We start from the raw sequence: 18,269 nt of genomic DNA on the forward strand, positions 1-18,269 counted from the left end.
GGAAATTAACAATTTAATTTTAAAAAACGGCTCGTTCTTATGCGGTAGACTTAAACCGTAAGAACGAGCTTTTTTGTTTCGGCAGAGAAAGGAATGGTCTTCATTATGAAAAACATCGGCATAACCGTTTATGGATGCGGGCAGGACGAGGCAGATGCATTCCGTGCCCTTTCGCCGCGCTTTGGCGTTACGCCCACGATCATTAACGCCGACGTATCGGAAGAGAGCGCCATATTAGCCCCCGGCAATCCATGTATCAGCGTGGGACACAAATCCGAGGTTTCCGCGTCGATTCTTCTTGCGCTGAAGAGAGCCGGCGTGAAATATATCTCTACCCGAAGCGTCGGCTGCAATCATATCGATACAACTGCCGCTAAGAGAATGGGCATCGCTGTTGGCAATGTGGCGTATTCGCCGGATAGCGTTGCCGATTATACCGTCATGCTGATGCTTATGGCGGTACGCAATGCGAAATCTACTACGCGCTCTGTGGAAAAACATGATTTCAGGCTGGGCAGCGTCCGTGGCAAGGTACTGCGCGATATGACCGTCGGCGTGCTGGGAACCGGCCAAATTGGCCAAGCGGTGATTGAGCGGCTGCGGGGATTTGGATGTCATGTGCTTGCCTTTGACCGTAGCCAAAGAGTAGAGGCAGACTATGTTCCTTTTGATGTGTTGTTGCAAAATAGCGATATCATTACGCTTCATGTGCCGCTGGGTGCGGATACGCGCCATATCATCGGCCACGAACAAATGAGGGGAATGAAGCAAGGCGCGTTTATTATCAATACAGGGCGCGGTGCGCTTGTGGATACGGATGCGCTGGTTAAAGCATTGGAAACCGGAAAACTGGGCGGCGCCGCATTGGATGTATTGGAGGGAGAGGAAGGGTATTTCTACTTTGATTGCACACAAAAACCAATTAATCATCCATTTTTATTGAAACTTCAAAGGATGCCGAACGTGATCATCACGCCGCATACGGCTTATTATACCGATCAGGCGTTGCGTGATACCGCCCTAAAAACAATCAAAAACTGTTTGGATTTCGAAAGGAGCCTAGCACATGGATAAAGTAAAAGTTGCAATCCTGTTTGGCGGTTGCTCGGAGGAGCATGATGTGTCGGTAAAATCGGCAATAGAGATCGCCGCTAACCTTGACAATGAGAAATACGAGCCGATCTACATTGGGATTACGAAATCCGGTGAATGGAAAATGTGCGAAAAACCGGTCACGGAATGGGAGAAAGGCAATTGCTGCTCAGCCGTGCTCTTACCGGATAAAAAAATGCACGGATTGCTTATTATAAAAAACCATGAATATGAAATTCACCACATTGATGTAGCGTTTCCGGTTTTGCACGGCAAGTTGGGCGAAGATGGAGCCATACAAGGTTTGTTTGAATTGTCCGGCATCCCCTATGTGGGCTGCGATATTCAAAGCTCCGCGATTTGTATGGATAAATCGCTGGCCTACATCATTGCGAGAAACGCTGGCATAGCTACTCCCGAATTTTGCGTTATTCATAAAGACGATCGGCCGGCGGCAGAGGCGTTTCCCTATCCTGTTTTTGTCAAGCCGGCGCGTTCAGGTTCATCCTATGGCGTAAAAAAAGTAGGTGGCGCGGACGAATTGGACGCCGCCATTGAATCGGCGGGGCAATATGACAGTAAAATCTTAATTGAGCAGGCTGTTGTGGGCAGTGAAGTCGGGTGTGCCGTATTGGGAAACAGTTCCGAGTTGATGGTTGGCGAGGTGGACGAAATCAGGCTGCAGCACGGGTTCTTTCGCATACATCAGGAAGCTGAGCCGGAAAAAGGCTCTGAAAACGCGGTGATAACCGTTCCCGCAGCTCTGCCCTCCGAGGAACGAGGGCGAATACAGGAAACGGCAAAACAAATCTATATGGCGCTTGGCTGTAAAGGTCTTTCCCGTGTTGATATGTTTTTACAAGATAACGGCCGCATTGTGCTTAACGAAGTCAATACCTTGCCCGGGTTCACGTCATACAGCCGTTATCCCCGTATGATGGCCGCTGCGGGCATAACGCTTCCCGAACTGATTGACCGCTTGATCGTATTGGCGTTAAAGGGGTGAGAAGCATGGAACAGGGATTTGTTTTTTTGGATGAAATATTGCACGGCGTTCGCTGGGACGCCAAATATGCCACGTGGGACAATTTCACTGGCAAACCGGTAGACGGGTATGAACTCAATCGTATCGTGGGAACACATGCCCTCGCCTTTGCGTTGCTGGAGGTACAAAGACAAGCGTCGGCACTTGGGTACGGATTGCTGTTATGGGACGGGTATCGGCCCAAACGCGCGGTAGATTGCTTCCTGCGTTGGTCCGAACAACCGGAAGACAACCTCACAAAAGAAAGATTCTATCCGAATATCGAGCGATCCGAGATGTTTGCAAAAGGATATATCGCGTCACAATCAAGTCATAGCCGCGGAAGCGCTATTGATCTTACGCTTTACCGCTTAGATACGGGGGCGCTTGTTTCCATGGGAGGCGGCTTCGACTTTATGGATGAGCGTTCACATCATGCAGCAAAAGGGATTGCCAGCGTGGAATCGAAAAATCGCAGACTTTTGCGTTCCATCATGGAAAACAGTGGGTTTGAACCCTATAGCTTCGAATGGTGGCACTATGTATTGAGAAACGAACCATACCCCAATAGCTATTTTGATTTCCTTGTTTTATAGGGAAAGGACAAATCGACATGTGTGGAATCGTCCGTTGACCGCATGGTACAAGCTCACCTGGCCGGCCGGAGAGAATTGTGGGTGCTATACATCTTTAGCCTCTGGCACGAAATGTATATCAAGTAGTAGTGTGCAGGGCTTTCAAATGACGCGGTTTACGAGTTGCAGTAAGGAGTTGTTTTGTGTGGTACGAAAAGGAAAAAGGAAAAAGTCAGGAATACGCATATCCGTAGCACTTGTGCTGATGGTTGTCATTGCTGCTTTTGGTTACAAATCCATCATTACTCCAGGAAACCACCAAATATTCGAGAAGGAATATGACTATAAAACAATACCAGATCCATCGCCGAAGCTAGAACCTGAACCCTCTGTTTTCATATCTCCCGGCGAGCTGAACAGTCCCAATGCGATCCTGATGAATTTAAAAGATCATGCCATTCTGATGCAGAAAAACAGTGAAGATCAAATCTATCCCGCTTCGTTAACAAAGATGATGACAGCCATTGTCGCAATAGAAAACTTGCCTGATTTGAAGGAAAAAATCACACTTACCCATTCTGTGTTTCAGGGTCTGTCAGAAGCAGATGCCTCTATGGCAGGTTTCCAGCCGGGTGAGAAGGTAATGGCGATTGACCTTTTATATGGGGCTCTGCTTCCTAGTGGGGCAGAGTCTTGTATTGGGCTTGCCGATTACATTGCAGGGTCGGAGAAGAACTTTGTAGGGATGATGAATCAAAAAGCGGCAGATCTCGGCATGCATAATACACATTTTGAGAACTCAACTGGACTTCACAATGAAAACCATTACTCTACAGTAAAAGATCTGACTATTCTGCTAAGCTATGCTTTGCAAAATGATACTTTCCGGGAGATTTTCACTTCATCACGCCATTCCACACCGCAAACGAATAAGCACCCTGACGGGATAACCTTTTACAGTACTATGTTTAAAAAAACTTAACAATCAGAGCATTGCCGACGGGAAAATCTTAGGAGGGAAAACCGGCTACACCGATGAAGCGGGTCGATGTCTTGCGAGCCTCGCTCGAGTGGGGAAACAAGAATATATTCTGATTACAGTTGGTGCGGAAGTTTCGGAACAATATCATATTACCGATGCTGTAGTTGCATACAACAGTATAGGAAAATAGTAAGTTAAAGTATTAACGACACGGGATGGGGACGGATGACATGAGCCTGCAGCGGAAAATTTACGAAATCATCACGGATGAGCTCCGACGCATTATCGAACTGGATCTAATCAAGCCGGGAGAGAAGCTGGACACCATCGACCAACTGGCGGCCCAGTATCGGGTCGGAAAGTCGACGGTCCGCGAGGCGCTCAGCCAGTTGAAGGCGCTCGGCCTGATCGAATCGCGGCAGGGCGGCGGAACCTATGTAAAGAAGCCGGGCATCGAATCGTCGGCGGTGCTGGACTCGCTGCAGACGTCGAACGCCGAGCTTGCGCAAGTGCTGCAGGTTCGCAAGATACTGGAGGTCGGAGCCGCGGGGCTTGCCGCACAGTACCGTACGGATGAGGATATCAAGGAGATCGGCAAAATCATCGAGCAGATGAAGGATACTGTCGGCAACGAAGAAATCAGCGGATTTTACGATACGAATTTCCATTTCGCCATTGCCCGGGCGTCGCGCAATCTGATACTGGTGACAATGATGGCGCATATTGCCGACGCGATGCACCGGATGATTAAGGATAGCTGCAAGCTGTGGCTTTATAGCGGGAAGGAAACGGCCGACAAGTTGTTCGAAGAACACAGGAAGCTGTTCGAGGCGATTCGCGACGGGGACCCGAAAGCGGCGGCTGCGACGATGACGAAGCATCTCACCCAAGTTGAGAACGCTTTGCAATCGGCCAAATGACCTCGTCGGCGCCGGCTTGCAGCGCCTTGCTCCGTTTCGCCGAGGAAGACGTCAGGCCGAGCAATTGGGCGCCCTTTATTTATACGGATCGAATTAATCGTTGCGCGGGCTTTCGTTTCTTATCTAAAGTAAAAGAAAACCGTTCTTCGCCGGCAGGCCGGTGCAAAGAACGGGTGGTAGTAAGCTTACATCGATTGGTCTTGTTGCACGAGATTCATCCAGCCTACCAGGTCGTGGACGGCGATACCGCCGAACGAGCTTTGCGTTCCGCCCAATTGCTCCAACTGGACGAGCTGCTCATTCAGAACTTGGCTGCCTTCTTCGTAAAAAGTGATGTAATTCCCTTCGTTGGAGGGCTTGGTTTCCACACCGGTATAGATTTTCTTGTTCATGCTTTCGCCTTCGACAAACTCGGTTTTGGCCGTATCATAAATGGCCTTGGCGCTATCGCGGTAAGACATCAGGGTAACGAATTCGAAGCGCGAGATCATCCAGGAGCTCAAAGTTTGTTCGCTGCCCGGTACTTTATATTTATCGAGCCAGAAGGGAAGAGCCGCCGACAGCGGAAGTTCCAAGTCAGCCGCCTGTCGGGCCAACGCATCGACATTGCCTTGCCACTCAGTCACCAGGGTGTCGTAGTCCGTTTTCCAGATCGGAAGCAAATACGGCTCAATGTCAACATGAATTCCTTTTAGCTTCTCCTCCGGCGCGGCTTGCTGCTGGTAATCGTTAATCCATTTCATAAAAGCGTCCAATTTCGGACGGTTTATGGCGAGGGCCCAGTCCGGGGCTCCGTTTAGAGCATGAACCTCGATGCCCATTTCCGAGGCTTGGCGAATGAAGCTGCGGTAGGAGGGAAGATCCACTTTGGTACTAATTTGCAAGTATATAATTCCGACGCCTTGGGACTTGGTAAAGTTCAACAGCTCGGAGGACGATGATTGGATAAGAACGGTGTGCCATAACCAAGTCGTTCTGGTTTTGGAGACGGGTGCATCTTCAGTGCTGGCGGCCTTGGTGGCCGGATTGCCCAAAAGCGCCAATATCAAAACAAAGACAAGAATCATTGTGGGCTTGCGGAGGTAAGAGATGGTTTTCACGAAGATGTACACTCCTTTAAGTTAATATAAATGTGTGATTGCGGTTAGGTTTATCGGACGACACGATTAGGGATCATATGAAACTCCAGGCCTTACCTCCCGCGTAGTGATGTGTTCAATCTTTAGGTCGTAGATCCCTATTAACAGAAATGATCTGCGTCATTAGGATTGGGTATGATCATATTCTCGTCGGATTTGTCGAATTTTGAGATAGGTACAAAGGATCATTTTGCCATATAAATGGTAATAATTACAGCATAACCAGTTTAAGGTGGGTAAATCGGGGAATGTGCGTCAATGGTCCGGTCTGGTAAAATAATTCAAGAAACGGCTTCAAAGCGCAGCAGTTCGGTTGTGCATGGGAATAAGGGTTTAAAATGATCGGTGATGAATTTTGAAGATCATGATTACGCAAAGCGAAGCGGTGGAAAAAGGGGTTTGGGACCAGGTTATCATAAATACTTACCGCCTGTTACAGTGAGTGAGTGAGGGGGATATGGTGTTTGCCTTAGGATGGCCTACGGAAGATTATATTAAACACAGTAACATTTTTTTATTAGTAAACGATGATAGTTTATTATTGTAATAATCCCCATTATATCATTGACATTCCAAATTATGGTGTTTATAGTAGAGAGGTAAGTTATATTTTTCACATGAAAGGGAGGGTATATCTATGAAAAAGCTTCTAAGTTCACTAGTAGTTGCTTCGATGTTATTGGGAACGAGTGGTGTTGCATTGGCTAAAGATGTTACTGATGTTAAAGAAGTTATTAAAGAAGTTAAGGAAGTGTCTTCCGATTCACCCATATTCACACCATCAATGGCGTTTAGGGATGATTATTATCTAACAACTACATCGTGGGAACTGGTGGCTACGGAGCCAAATAACTGGCTAAAAGCCAATGTAAATGTTACAAATTTTTCTAGCAATAGTGGAGGTATTTATTTTTACATCGAAGACCATAATGGGAAAACATATAGCTCAACATACGTTGGGCCTGGGGAAATGAAAACTATAAAAGGTGTTGCTACAGGCGGATATGATGTGTATGCTAAAGCAGCAACTAAAGCAGGCACTTATGATCTGACTATTGATGATTGGCCAATCTAATTGTTGATATCTGAAATTATGGGTAAAGGCCCGCTAACCTTAATCGGTCGGCGGGCTTTCTTTCATTTAATTGGGGAAGTGATTTTGGAATAACCTTGCAAAACTATTAATCCTTAATTCGACAAAAAGATAGAGGGGAATAGGTGAGCATTTTTTAAACAGTTCCTTCAAATAATTTGATAAAATTTGTTTCATAGACGTATGTACAAAATACTATGTATTTTTCTTTATTAATGGTCCAATTTGCTGTACCTACAGATTCTCCGGCTGGATAGCTACGAATTGTTTGGAATGGAAGGGTATTCAAATTGAACGTAAGGATACGGGATGCTCTCGAGACGGGTTCCGATTCAAAGAGCAAGAGAGTCCGGTCTGTTCGGAAAACGGCGAGCCTGTGCAAATGTTGACTGCCGACATAGCTGTCCGTGGTGTAATGGTCCCTTGACAACGGAACGATTCCAAATTGCGCGGGAGCCTCGACAACCGTTTTATGGCAGCGAGTGGGACGTGCGCTTTGCGCACATCCGAAGATAAGGAGAGGACGAGCGGAACATGAATGTGGAAGTGTATACGTTAAATGCGTTTGCGAAAGGGGAGCGTGGCGGTAATCCAGCAGGCGTTGTCTTGGAGGATAACCTTTCGCTGGATGGTGCCGAAATGCAGCTCATAGCGAAGGAATTGGGCTTTTCGGAGACGGCCTTTATGGAAAAATCCTTGCTTGCGGATTACAAAATCCGCTATTTCACCCCCGCCAGCGAGGTTGATCTGTGCGGACACGCCACGATTGCTGCATTTGGACTAATGCATTCGCTGGGTTTGGCAAAGGAAGGGACCTCATATACGATAGAAACTAAGGCAGGGATTTTGGATGTCGATATTAGCTCCGAGGGTCTTGTTTATTTGTCACAGGCTTTACCACAATTTCTTGAAATGATATCCTGTGAGGAAATCGCCCCATCTTTGGGGATGGATGCCGAGGATCTGGAAACCGGGTTGCCCATCCAGATTGTTTCGACGGGGCTGCGGGACATTTTAATCCCGATCCGCAGCAGGAAGCTCTTGAATGAGGTTCAGCCAAATTTTGACGCCATAACCGCCATCAGCGAAAAATATGATGTGGTTGGATATCATCTGTTCACGATGGATACGCCAGACGATGCTGCTGCGGAATGCCGGAATTTTGCGCCGCTGTACGATATTCCTGAGGAGAGCGCGACAGGAACATCCAACGGTGCCCTGCTCAGCTATTTGTACCAACATGGCCAACGATCTTTTCGGGAAGTGGAGCACGTTATGTTCAGGCAAGGGTATTCGATGGATTGTCCTTCCGAAATCAAGGTAGGATTGCGCCTGAGCGAGAGCGGTGAAATCAACCAGGTTCGGGTTGGCGGTGCAGTGGTTGGCATTGAACGAAGACATATCAGGATATAGGCGGAATCAAAAAGCCTGTTTGCAGCCACCGTATCATAGGAGGCAAACGGGCTTTTTGTTATATTCATTAAAGAGACGGGCGCTTGCCTCGACTGGCTTGCTGACTGCCACTTTAGGTCATTAGAACAAGCAGCGTCGGGGTTCCCGGCGCTGCTTGTTTATTTGATTTGTTCGAATAGCTGGGCACGGGTTCTGTAAGGCTTCAACGTTTAAAAGGTGTATGACAGGAGGAGAAAGTAAAAACTGCATGCGAAATTCAAATGTGAATTCTATGCCAGTTCGTTGGCAGGTAACATTTGCAAAAAGGGCTATCTAAATGGATCATTCATGCGCAGCATTGTAATTTGTTTTTTGGAGAAAGTCCCCGCTAAAGGAAGAATATTTCTACTGTAATAATCTGTGCAGAACGATGGTGGAGTACTTTGCAGACCAAATTGTCAGACATCAAATGAGTGTATCGGGAGGTATCCATCCAAACAGTTTATTCTGGGTACTTGAAAAAATAGTGACTAAGTATAGTGACAATTTCTTTAAGGCGTGGTTGAGTATAGCAGGGGAGAGAAGTCAAGAAACTAGTGTTCCTCGCTGGGGCGATATCGAAAAAATGAGGGATTTGAGTTTTCCTGAGATAGCTTTTAAATACGCCTAGAAGAAAAAATGGCTCCTTAAGTTCCGTTGAATTTTACCATTTAGCTTCAGAACAATTAGTTAACCAATACAATTGTCCGTATCAGGATGAACTAAGCAAGGAAGCAATCCAATCTATGTTTTCATTTGCACCTTAGAAAATTGCAATGTTAGTTATAACGACTTGAATAATTCCATTATTGGTATTAATATTATAATTGGAAACAATGGAGGTGTAACATGTCAAAGGATATATATGATGTAATGATCAATCCTACGCGAATGAGAATTGTACAGATACTTGCTTCGCAAGAAAAAAAGACAGCTACCGAGCTAAGCGAAATAATAAGTGATGTTCCACGAACTACTCTATATCGGCATATCAACATCCTAATAGATGCCCATGTGCTGACAGTTGTTGAGGAAAGAAAAGTACGTGGAAGTGTTGAGAGGACTCTTTCGCTCAATACGGATGAATTGAGCAAGCAAAATACTATGGAGGACGTCCCAAAAAAGGTGTTTACGTTTCTTATGAACATCTATACAAAATTTGATAAGTATTTCAATCGAGAGAACTTTAAGCCGGGAAACAACAAGATATTTTTCAATAATACTATCTTAATGATGGACGATCGGGAATTTGACCAATTCCTTTTGGAACTACAAGGGTTACTCATAAAACACTCGCACGAAATGTCAGAAGGAAGAAGACCAAGAGATATTTCAATTATATTTGCACCCCCCGAAGAAAGTGAGATGAATAGAAATACGTAAACACATAAGAAATAAAAGGTGGAAGAAAAAAATGTTGACTATTCTTGCTGTTATCCTATGCATTATTGTATCGATAAACCTTATTAGCCTAATTATCAATCAGGTGTTTTTTTCCAATGAGTTAGAAAAAATTACACCATATGGAGAAATGGTTGAAGTAAATGGTCAAAACATGCACATCTATTCAATGGGTGAAGGAGAAAAAACAATTGTGCTACTACCAGGTTTTGGAAATCCGTTGCCCTCTGCTGATTTCGGGCCATTGATGCGAGAGTTGTCAAAAAATTATACCGTTGTCAGTGTTGAGTATTTTGGTGTTGGTTTTAGCGATGAAACAGAAGTGCCGAGGACGAATGAAAATGTTACGCAAGAAATAAGAACGGCTTTATCCGAAGCTGGTTATTCCCCTCCGTATTTACTAATGCCTCATTCCGGATCTGGCATTTACACTGAACACTACGCATCAACATACCCTGATGAAATATCCGGAATTATTATGCTCGACCCAACATCATCGGCTACGAAGGGACCTGATACACCCGGTTTTGCGTATGGGATAAGTAAGGTACAAGAGGCTATTGGGCTAGGTCGATATGTTAATCCTCTTATCGTATCATCCGTACTTTCCATGAAGGAATCCAATGGATATACCCAACAAGAAATTGATGATTACACCAAGTTTATGAACCATGTAAATAATGATAATCTCATAGATCAGATGAAGCGTCTAAATGATAATATTCTTCAAGTAATGGATATGGATTTTCCAGACAACATTCCTGTTTTGATAATAGGCGCTTCCAAAACAGGAGAGGAATATCACACAGAGCATTTGAAACGGCTCGGCCAGAACGCAGAATTAGCCATCCTTGAAGGATCACACTATATCTATCATTCCCAGCTTTCTGAAATACACAATGAAACCGACTTATTCGTTGAAACACGGATAAAGTAATAGCTGCACTTCGGGCAAAGTTAAACCGCACCGCCATGATGGCGATGCGGTTTTTGTTTAGACACCATTTCGGCGGTACCCCATAGTTCAGTCTTATTGACACTAACTTACAGATGATGTCGATGATGGGGAGTGTACAAACCTAAATACAAACGAAGACAGGTGCGGAAGTGTGCTAGAATTTTATATCGCAAATATAAAATTGTTAAACGTAAAAACGGGTAAAGAGACGAACTTATAAACTGCAGATTTGAGAAAGTCGTATATAATGTATGACATTATATACGAAAGCTTATGGAATAAGGCTTTATGCCGAATTATAGACATATGTACAAAATACTGGTTTTGTGAAAAAGTATTAAAAGAAACCAGGCGGAGCCTGATATTCGGTTTGTTCCGATCGTGTTTGCTAGGATTCCGTCACTTCATTTATCCATATTATTAACGGCTTTTCTCATCTCTTCATCCGTTAAATGCGTATAGATCATCGTCGTTTGGATCGATGAATGGCCTAATTGATTTTTGAGTCGCGGCACGTCGTTGTTCTCCTGGTGATAACGCGTGGCGAAGGAATGCCTTAACGAGTGAACCGTCAGTGCCGGCTTGCCGTAAGCTGCGGCGTATTTTTCGATCAGCTTTTCGATGGCTCTTGGCGTCAACCGCCGGCTTTTGCCTTTGCGTCCGATCGGCGCGGCCATAAACAAATCCGTCTCCGCTTTTTCCGGCTTATACCGGGCCTCGCGAATTTGCAGGTAATTTTGCAGATCCGCCATCGCTTGCTGGCTAAAATAAACGTATTGCTCTTTATTGCCTTTACGGATGACCCGTACCAAACCTTTGTTCATATCCAAATCCTCGATATTAATGCCGGCGACTTCCGATAATCGCAATCCGGATCCTAAAATCAGCGATACGATCGCCGTATCCCGTTCGCGATTAAACTCGTGGAAATGGTATAAACGCTTGTTATCCCGGTTTTGGGCGCCGAAATCGTGCGCGATAAATTGCCGGAACAACTCGAAATCATCGGCTCGAAGAATTTTGCCTTCAATGCGGCCCGCGATCGTTTCTTGGCTTTCTTTCACCGCGTTGAATTCGATTTTGGCCATCACGTTGCGCTCCAAATACGGCTTTAAATCTTCGGTTTCGGCTTTGTTTTGCAAATAATCGAACAGCGATTTCAAAGCGGACAATTTCCGATTGATCGTGAGCTTCGAGTTGCCCAGTTGATATTCCAAATACGTCAGGAAGTTTTCGATTTCCCGCACGGTCAGTTTCTCCAGCACCGATAATTCGATTTCCTGTCGGCTGGGAGCGGCGAATTTCTCGGCAACGAGCCAATCAAAAAAGATAATGTAGTCATGGCAATAATTCAGCAGCGTCGTATGCGACAATTTCCGTTTGCGCGTATCGATGTATTCGGTCACGTACCACGGCAGCTCGGCTAATTTATCATCAATGCGGCTCATATAATGAGATTTCGTAATTTTATCCATATCGGCGCACGCCTCCTTGTTTCTAGAATAATCCATTACTATTTATTCGTCAAATTATTATTTTACGTAATAATAAACTGCATAATGGGGAAGCTTCAAAGCAGCTTAATGGGATGAGCCGGCTTGCCAAGTATTTAGCATCTCTTGAGCTTTTTGCGGATCGTCCATGAGCAGAGTCCGATACTCCAGCATCTTGTTAAGGGTATCCAGCATTTGATCATATTCTTTCTTCTTGCTTTCGATCTCCTTTTTCTTGCCGCGAATCCAATCTATAATCTGCAGGTTCGTGTGCGCATTGGCGTCGTGGTCCTGCAGAACTTCCTTCAGTTCTGCCAGCGAACAGCCGATGGACTGGAACTTCTTAATGAGCTTCAACCGCTCGACAGCCTCTTCCGAATAATTGCGATAATTGTTACTTTCTCGCCCGACATGCCGATCATCAAGCAAGCCTTCCTTTTCATAAAAGCGGATCGTATGGATCGTTAATCCCATCTTGTTTGCCAGTTCCTGAATTTTCATAATCATTTCTCCTTTAGACTGCTTGCCCTAGAGTTCACTTCATAGTTTATACTTAACATGCTCAAGCAGTCAACTAATGAAGGAGGATATCATTATGCATGTTTTTGTTACAGGAGCAACTGGGTATGTCGGTTCCTCGGTCGTCCGGGAACTGATCAGCGCGGGACATACGGTGACGGGTCTTTGTCGTTCCGAAGAGAAAGCTGCGGGATTAAACACGGCGGGAGCCGAAGCGCTGTACGGCACCCTGGACGATCTCGACATTCTGCGTAGCGCCGCCGCGGCTGCGGACGGCGTGATTCATCTGGCGTTCACCAACGATTTTTCCGACTTTGAAGGTGCGCTGGCTCTGGATTTTCGGGCCGCCCAAGTCATGGGAGCGGCGCTCGAAGGCTCCGGAAAGCCGTTCATTACCACGGCTCACGCAAATGGACATACCGTGGATCATTCCGTGATCGCAATGGCAGAGCGGGGTATTCGGACATCCATCGTCACGCTTGCACCGTCCGTGCACGGTGAAGGCGATAAGGGCTTTGTGCCAATGATGATCAACATCGCCCGGGCGAAGGGCTTCGCAGCCTATATCGGCGACGGAACGAACCGTTGGCCGGCGGTGCATCGCCTCGATGCGGCAGTTCTGTACCGTCTGGCGCTGGAATCCGCCCCGGCGGGCTCACGGCTGCTTGGCGCCGGCGATGAAGGCATTCCGCTCCGCGAGATCGCCGCAGTCATCGGGCGGCAATTGAACGTGCCGGTGGTCAGCATAACACCTGAAGAAGCTGCCGCCCATTTCGGCTTCCTTGGCACCATTGCGGCATTCGACATCACCAGCTTGTACAACACAGCGCAAGCGAGTCTGGCCACACGGGAGCTTCTGGGCTGGAAACCGATGCGGCCCGGACTGATCGCCGATCTCGAATTAGGTCATTATTTTGCTTAAAAAGGAGACAATCTGCACCTACTCCCCATCCGCCTATAGAAAATGTCCAAGCAGCAAAAAACCACCGCCTAACCAAGGATGACCCCGGTTAGGCGGTGGTTGAAGCATTATACGAAAAGTCCAGTTATTTCATCGCGGACATGATCAACAGAACCAAATCGCTGCGTGTCACCGCAGCCTTGGCAACTAGTCCGGCCAAATCGGCATCCGTGCCGGATACGGCTGCTATGATATCCGACGCCTGTTCGGCGGTGATCGTACTGGACGGCAGGAAGGCTTGACCGATAACTCCCTCGAGAACACCGGCTGCCTTCAGCGAAGCGACCGCCGGCAAGGCCCAGGCCGGAATGCTGGAATCGTCGGCAAAACCGGCTGCGTCGGAGGATGCCGGAACTTCAAAGGCCCGGCTAACCATCACCGCAAATTCGGCACGCGTTACGGAAGCGTTCGGGCGAAAAGTTCCGTCCCCATTCCCTTGGACAATCCCGGCAGTTGCCGCCTCAGCGATCAACGCTGCGTTCGGATCGGCGGATACGTCCGAAAAGTCGCTTGCTTCCGTTCCCGGATTCGAGCCTTCGTCCGTTGGCTTAACTCCGGCCTCGGCCGGAAGCGCAGCGCCTTTCAAATCGGTAATCCGGCCTGGCGTGGCGGCTTTAACGGTTCCGATTTTATCGAGATACTCGCGGAACACTTCGTAATCCACGAGATTCAGTTCATAGAATCGTCCGTCGTCCTTAGCCTGCTTCATGGAAGCATAAAAGTCCCCGCCTCCGGCCATAAACGAGTTGGTCGCGACGATATAATAAGCTTTCGGATCGATATCGGCGAAGCTGCCGTTTTCGTTTTGGATTTGGACTTTAACGATGCGTTGCCCGGTCCGGGTTTTCTCCCCGGTGACATCGTCGATCGCTTCACCCGACTTCGTGGAGTCATAGTAGAAGCGCAGGCCCGACACCTGCGGGAAGCGCCCCTCCCCGTTTTCTACGCCGCTAACGCCGTTCTCCAAGGCCGCGATGATTTCCGCGCCGGTCATCTTAAGCGCCGTCAAATTATTCCCGAACGGCATCGTCGTCAGCAAATCGCCGAGCGTAATCTCTCCGGTACCGATCGAGGCGCGGATGCCGCCGCCGTTTTGAATCGTGACGTACCCTTTGACATCGGATTCTTTGACGATGCTCATGACTTTGGAGCGCATGCCGTCGGCGATCAGATCTCCAAGGTTCGTCTCCTGCTTGCGAACGCTGCCGCGCTCGCCGTCCAGGTCTACGTCCGTTTCCCCGATGACGGTTTGCTTTAATTCTTCCAGCGGAGCAGCATATTCCTTTAGCTTGGCTTCCGCGGCCGCATTGCCCTGAATCACGAATTTGTCGTTGGCGTCCTTCGCATCCAACGCAATGAGCTCGCCTTTCCAGGTCTTCAGCTTGCCCGTTTCGTCAAACGTCACATCCAGTTGCCCCAAGTTTTGGTTATATTCGCCCGTCTGCACGATCAGGGTCGGCTCGGCTTCGGCATGATGCACCTCAGGGGCGCTCAGCTTCGTGTGGGAGTGCCCGCCGACGATAATGTCGATGCCGTCCACGGCTTCGGCCAACTTCTGGTCTACCGTGTATCCGAGATGGGACAGCACGATGATTTTGTTGATGCCTTCCGCTTCCAGCGCGTCCACCTGTTTCTGCGCGCTTAGGGCTTCATCGGCGAATTTGATGCCCGGACCCGGAGAAGACAAAGCCGTCGTTTCCGGCGTGGTCAATCCGATGATGCCTACCTTATCCCCGGCGACGTCCTTCACGATGGCCGGATAAATCCGGCCGCTTTCGCCAGGCTTGCCGAGGCCTGCATGGCTTAATCCTTTCAGCGCAGACTCGGAGCTGAAATCGAGATTGGCGCTGACGAACGGAAATTGGGCTTGCTTAACGAATTCGGCCAGCGTCGCCGGCCCTTTATCGAATTCGTGGTTGCCGAACGTCATGGCGTCGTATTTCAGCTCGTTCATAAAATACAGATCGGCCAGACCGTTAAATTGATTGAAATACAGCGTCCCCGAAAAGACGTCCCCCGCGTCGAGCAGCAGCGTATGATCGTTTCTGGCCGCGTTAACCGCCGTCACACGGCGAGGGATGTTGTCCAGATGCGCATGCGTGTCGTTCGTATGCAGGACGCGCAGCTGAAACCCTTCCGTCCCCCCTGTCGTTTCAGCGGCGTTGGCGGTTGCGCCGATCGTCCCGGACAGGAGTCCGGCGGCGAGCACGCCTGCGGCGAACAGCTTTCCGACATTTTTATTGCTCCAATGCATCAAATCGATTCCTCCTCTACCATCTTTTGATGTATTACTCTCTTAAATATAAGTAGAATAGATTTGAAAGTAAATAATGGATCCCAAATAGGCGAATAACTTTGTTCCGATAAACGAAATTGGGGCAAACCGCATAAACCCCTCCCCCGTAGGACACGCTATCTTTTGTTAAAAACACGGTTCAGGAGGAATACGCATGAACAGCCAACGCGCCAAAGAAATCGTCGCCTCCCCTACGATGGTGGATGTCACGTGCAACGGGGTTCCGATCTACATTCAGCACGTCGACGATCAGAAGGAAACCGCCCGGATTTATCCGCTCGGTCAGCCGGAGAACGAACAAGAGGTCGCTTTGTCCCAACTTAACGAGCAATAAAAGAACAGGAGGCGATGCCAAGCGGCGTCCCTCCTGTTTTCATGCGATGAAATTAACACCTGTTAGTTTACATAACATTTGTTATGTTATTCGAGACATGCATATGTCGCTCCGCTTCGTCCCAGGGAACGGAATAAGCCTGCCCTTTCGAGCAAAATATCGACAACGAGGTGTAAGCCGGATCGGCATTTTTGTCGTACCGCCGCCGAGCGATGACCCCCTCTGTCTTGTGGCAGGATTCATACCCGCCGAACTTCAGCGACAACGCGCCTTTCCCGTGCGTCATGGAAGCCAGCTCCGTACTGTAATCCATGAACGTTGCTACGGGGACAACGCCTGTTATGACGGCTGAGGTCTCCGTGGTTTCCGGCGGTTCGAACCGGCCATGGGCTTGCTGGATATCGGTAAGAACCTTGCCGAGATATTCCGTGCCGACCTTAATTTTAAAATGGTACACGGGCTCAAGCAGCACGTTACGCGCCTTCTCAAGCCCTTGTCGCAGCGCGCGAAACGTTGCTTCCCGGAAATCGCCGCCGCTCGTATGCTTGTTGTGAGACCGTCCGGTAAGCAAGGTCACTCGCACGTCGGTCAACGGTGAGCCGGTAAGCAGACCGTTATGCTCCCGCTCCAGGACATGCTGGCCGATCAGATGCTGATAACCCGTAGCCAAATCATCGGCGTGGCAAGCGTTTACGAACGTAACGCCGCTGTTTCTGCCGACCGGCGTAAGCTGCAGATGCACTTCCGCATAATGCCCCAGCGGCTCGAAATGGCCGCAGCCGTATACCGGTTCGGCGATCGTTTCTTTGTACAATATTTCCGGTGGCCCAAACGTAACAGGCAGCCGAAACCGCTCCAGCAGCACTTGCTGCAAAATTTCCAACTGGATTTTGCCCATCACGTGGATATGGAGCTCCTGCAAGGTTTCGTCCCAGCGGGAACCCAAGGTCGGGTCCTCCGCGTCCAACTGCTGGAACACGCGCAGAACCTCCTTGATATGGACCGGCGGCTCAAACCGCACCTTCGACTGCAGCGTCGGCACCAGCTCCCGGCTGACCGTATCGTTTAGCGCCCCGACGCCTTCGCCGGCCGCCGCCGAGGTGAATCCCGTCACGGCAAACAGCTCGCCGGCGCGAACCGCCTCCGCCTGGACGAAGCGTTGGCCGCTATACTTGCGAATCGCGGTGATTTTCTCCGCCCGGCGATCCCCCTCCGGCCCATATTCCACTTCGTCCCGAACCTTTAGCGTTCCCTGCAGCGCCTTGATGAAAGTGATCCGGGTTCCCTGTTCATCATGGCGGATTTTATAAACCAGTCCGGCAAAAGGAAGCTGATCGTCATAATCGGTCACCGTCAACCGCTCCAGCACCTTCAGGAATTCGGCGATCCCACGATCGAGCAGCGCCGAGCCTTGCAGGCAGGGAAATACTTGGCTGCCGCGGATGAGCCGGATCATGTGCCCGTTCCATTCCTTTTCGGACAGCGTGCCTTCCAAATAAGGCTCCAGCAGCGCTTCGTCCCGCTCAGCGAGCCAAGCCTTTTGCGCTTCGTCCAACCGCTCTTCGCGAGTCCATCCGCTTAAGTCCAGCACATCCTCGGTCAACTCGCGGCGGATGTCCGCCAGCACCTTATCCGGGTCCGCGCCGGTCCGGTCGGTTTTGTTGATGAACAAAAACGTAGGAATCCCGTAAGCGCGCAGCAGCTGCCAGACCGTTTCCGTATGGCCTTCCACGCCTTCCACCGCGCTGATGATGATGACGGCGTAATCCAACACCTGCAGCGCACGTTCCATCTCCGCCGAGAAATCGACGTGTCCGGGCGTGTCCAGCAAATAATACGTGGAATCGCCGTATTTCATTTCCGCCTGGTCGGCGAATACGGTGATTCCGCGCGCTTTTTCGATAGCATGGCTGTCCAGGAAAGCATCGCGGTGGTCGACGCGGCCCCGGCTGCGTATCGTTTGAGTATGAAAGAGCAGCGCTTCGCCAAAGGTCGTTTTGCCGGCGTCCACATGGGCCAGCAGTCCGATCGTTTTATTCATGCCGGCCGCC

At 48.8% G+C, this 18,269-nt stretch carries 16 protein-coding genes; 11 read left to right on the plus strand and 5 right to left on the minus strand.

Translation table 11 applies throughout. The features are described 5' to 3' along the window. Window positions 1-105: 105 nt before the first annotated feature. The 5 genes from vanH to ACQ4N8_RS08320 all read left to right on the plus strand — a co-directional run bounded on the left by vanH (window position 106) and on the right by ACQ4N8_RS08320 (window position 4,593). Window positions 106-1,074: a D-lactate dehydrogenase VanH gene (gene vanH, locus ACQ4N8_RS08300; protein ID WP_430703873.1), complete on the plus strand. Its 969-nt coding sequence runs from the start codon at window positions 106-108 to the stop codon at window positions 1,072-1,074. Next, complete coding sequence (gene vanA, locus ACQ4N8_RS08305) at window positions 1,067-2,098, plus strand: D-alanine--(R)-lactate ligase (RefSeq protein WP_430703874.1); 1,032 nt, start codon at window positions 1,067-1,069, stop codon at window positions 2,096-2,098. The genes vanH and vanA overlap by 8 nt, the downstream gene beginning before the upstream one ends. 5 nt (window positions 2,099-2,103) lie before the next feature. Next, complete coding sequence (vanX, locus tag ACQ4N8_RS08310; protein ID WP_430703875.1) at window positions 2,104-2,712, plus strand: D-Ala-D-Ala dipeptidase VanX; 609 nt, start codon at window positions 2,104-2,106, stop codon at window positions 2,710-2,712. Window positions 2,713-2,896: 184 nt separating this feature from the next. Beyond that, on the plus strand, window positions 2,897-3,673 hold the full coding sequence (locus ACQ4N8_RS08315) for a D-alanyl-D-alanine carboxypeptidase family protein (RefSeq protein WP_430703876.1): 777 nt from the start codon (window positions 2,897-2,899) through the stop codon (window positions 3,671-3,673). Window positions 3,674-3,903: 230 nt separating this feature from the next. Next, entirely contained in the window at window positions 3,904-4,593 is a 690-nt protein-coding gene (locus ACQ4N8_RS08320) for a FadR/GntR family transcriptional regulator (RefSeq protein WP_430703877.1), read from the plus strand. A 185-nt stretch (window positions 4,594-4,778) separates the two neighbouring features. Here the strand turns inward: ACQ4N8_RS08320 and ACQ4N8_RS08325 are convergent, their stop codons facing one another. Beyond that, window positions 4,779-5,693, minus strand: a complete 915-nt coding sequence (locus tag ACQ4N8_RS08325; RefSeq protein WP_430703878.1) for a hypothetical protein — start codon at window positions 5,691-5,693, stop codon at window positions 4,779-4,781. A gap of 676 nt (window positions 5,694-6,369) precedes the next feature. Between ACQ4N8_RS08325 and ACQ4N8_RS08330 the strand changes: the two genes are divergently transcribed. From ACQ4N8_RS08330 to ACQ4N8_RS08345, 4 genes are all read left to right on the plus strand, one after another. Continuing rightward, window positions 6,370-6,807 (plus strand): hypothetical protein, encoded by a 438-nt coding sequence (locus tag ACQ4N8_RS08330; protein ID WP_430703879.1) that lies wholly within the window; start codon window positions 6,370-6,372, stop codon window positions 6,805-6,807. 552 nt (window positions 6,808-7,359) lie between these two features. Beyond that, on the plus strand, window positions 7,360-8,238 hold the full coding sequence (locus tag ACQ4N8_RS08335; RefSeq protein ID WP_430703880.1) for a PhzF family phenazine biosynthesis protein: 879 nt from the start codon (window positions 7,360-7,362) through the stop codon (window positions 8,236-8,238). Between the two features lie 867 nt (window positions 8,239-9,105). Further along, window positions 9,106-9,639 carry a helix-turn-helix domain-containing protein gene (locus tag ACQ4N8_RS08340; RefSeq protein WP_430703881.1) on the plus strand — a complete coding sequence of 178 codons (534 nt, stop codon included), beginning with the start codon at window positions 9,106-9,108 and terminating at the stop codon, window positions 9,637-9,639. 31 nt (window positions 9,640-9,670) lie between these two features. Then, the gene (locus ACQ4N8_RS08345) at window positions 9,671-10,594 is read left to right on the plus strand and encodes an alpha/beta hydrolase (RefSeq protein WP_430703882.1); all 924 of its coding nucleotides are present in this window, start codon (window positions 9,671-9,673) and stop codon (window positions 10,592-10,594) included. Between the two features lie 425 nt (window positions 10,595-11,019). Here ACQ4N8_RS08345 and xerS read toward each other — a convergent pair whose 3' ends face one another. Continuing rightward, window positions 11,020-12,090: a tyrosine recombinase XerS gene (gene xerS, locus ACQ4N8_RS08350; protein WP_430703883.1), complete on the minus strand. Its 1,071-nt coding sequence runs from the start codon at window positions 12,088-12,090 to the stop codon at window positions 11,020-11,022. Between the two features lie 105 nt (window positions 12,091-12,195). Then, on the minus strand, window positions 12,196-12,609 hold the full coding sequence (locus ACQ4N8_RS08355; protein ID WP_430703884.1) for a MerR family transcriptional regulator: 414 nt from the start codon (window positions 12,607-12,609) through the stop codon (window positions 12,196-12,198). Window positions 12,610-12,703: 94 nt separating this feature from the next. On the opposite strand from ACQ4N8_RS08355, the gene ACQ4N8_RS08360 reads away from it, so the two are divergent. Then, complete coding sequence (locus ACQ4N8_RS08360; protein WP_430703885.1) at window positions 12,704-13,549, plus strand: SDR family oxidoreductase; 846 nt, start codon at window positions 12,704-12,706, stop codon at window positions 13,547-13,549. A gap of 124 nt (window positions 13,550-13,673) precedes the next feature. Here ACQ4N8_RS08360 and ACQ4N8_RS08365 read toward each other — a convergent pair whose 3' ends face one another. Then, window positions 13,674-15,842, minus strand: coding sequence for a 5'-nucleotidase C-terminal domain-containing protein (locus ACQ4N8_RS08365; RefSeq protein WP_430703886.1), 2,169 nt, complete (start codon window positions 15,840-15,842; stop codon window positions 13,674-13,676). Window positions 15,843-16,038: 196 nt separating this feature from the next. Between ACQ4N8_RS08365 and ACQ4N8_RS08370 the strand changes: the two genes are divergently transcribed. Further along, window positions 16,039-16,218: a small acid-soluble spore protein H gene (locus ACQ4N8_RS08370; RefSeq protein WP_430703887.1), complete on the plus strand. Its 180-nt coding sequence runs from the start codon at window positions 16,039-16,041 to the stop codon at window positions 16,216-16,218. 67 nt (window positions 16,219-16,285) lie between these two features. Here the strand turns inward: ACQ4N8_RS08370 and ACQ4N8_RS08375 are convergent, their stop codons facing one another. After that, window positions 16,286-18,259 carry a GTP-binding protein gene (locus ACQ4N8_RS08375; RefSeq protein ID WP_430703888.1) on the minus strand — a complete coding sequence of 658 codons (1,974 nt, stop codon included), beginning with the start codon at window positions 18,257-18,259 and terminating at the stop codon, window positions 16,286-16,288. Between the last annotated feature and the right edge of the window lie 10 nt (window positions 18,260-18,269).

This window comes from Paenibacillus macerans, from assembly GCF_050565405.1.
GTDB lineage: Bacteria > Bacillota > Bacilli > Paenibacillales > Paenibacillaceae > Fontibacillus > Fontibacillus macerans_B.

What these genes read in the sequence shown, in the direction of transcription:
- vanH (WP_430703873.1), top strand. Translation starts at nt 106, where the DNA reads ATGAAAAACATCGGCATAACCGTTTATGGATGCGGGCAGGACGAGGCA.
- vanA (WP_430703874.1), top strand. Translation starts at nt 1,067, where the DNA reads ATGGATAAAGTAAAAGTTGCAATCCTGTTTGGCGGTTGCTCGGAGGAG.
- vanX (WP_430703875.1), top strand. Translation starts at nt 2,104, where the DNA reads ATGGAACAGGGATTTGTTTTTTTGGATGAAATATTGCACGGCGTTCGC.
- ACQ4N8_RS08320 (WP_430703877.1), top strand. Translation starts at nt 3,904, where the DNA reads ATGAGCCTGCAGCGGAAAATTTACGAAATCATCACGGATGAGCTCCGA.
- ACQ4N8_RS08330 (WP_430703879.1), top strand. Translation starts at nt 6,370, where the DNA reads ATGAAAAAGCTTCTAAGTTCACTAGTAGTTGCTTCGATGTTATTGGGA.
- ACQ4N8_RS08335 (WP_430703880.1), top strand. Translation starts at nt 7,360, where the DNA reads ATGAATGTGGAAGTGTATACGTTAAATGCGTTTGCGAAAGGGGAGCGT.
- ACQ4N8_RS08340 (WP_430703881.1), top strand. Translation starts at nt 9,106, where the DNA reads ATGTCAAAGGATATATATGATGTAATGATCAATCCTACGCGAATGAGA.
- ACQ4N8_RS08345 (WP_430703882.1), top strand. Translation starts at nt 9,671, where the DNA reads ATGTTGACTATTCTTGCTGTTATCCTATGCATTATTGTATCGATAAAC.
- xerS (WP_430703883.1), bottom strand. Translation starts at nt 12,090, where the DNA reads ATGGATAAAATTACGAAATCTCATTATATGAGCCGCATTGATGATAAA.
- ACQ4N8_RS08355 (WP_430703884.1), bottom strand. Translation starts at nt 12,609, where the DNA reads ATGAAAATTCAGGAACTGGCAAACAAGATGGGATTAACGATCCATACG.
- ACQ4N8_RS08360 (WP_430703885.1), top strand. Translation starts at nt 12,704, where the DNA reads ATGCATGTTTTTGTTACAGGAGCAACTGGGTATGTCGGTTCCTCGGTC.
- ACQ4N8_RS08365 (WP_430703886.1), bottom strand. Translation starts at nt 15,842, where the DNA reads ATGCATTGGAGCAATAAAAATGTCGGAAAGCTGTTCGCCGCAGGCGTG.
- ACQ4N8_RS08370 (WP_430703887.1), top strand. Translation starts at nt 16,039, where the DNA reads ATGAACAGCCAACGCGCCAAAGAAATCGTCGCCTCCCCTACGATGGTG.
- ACQ4N8_RS08375 (WP_430703888.1), bottom strand. Translation starts at nt 18,259, where the DNA reads ATGAATAAAACGATCGGACTGCTGGCCCATGTGGACGCCGGCAAAACG.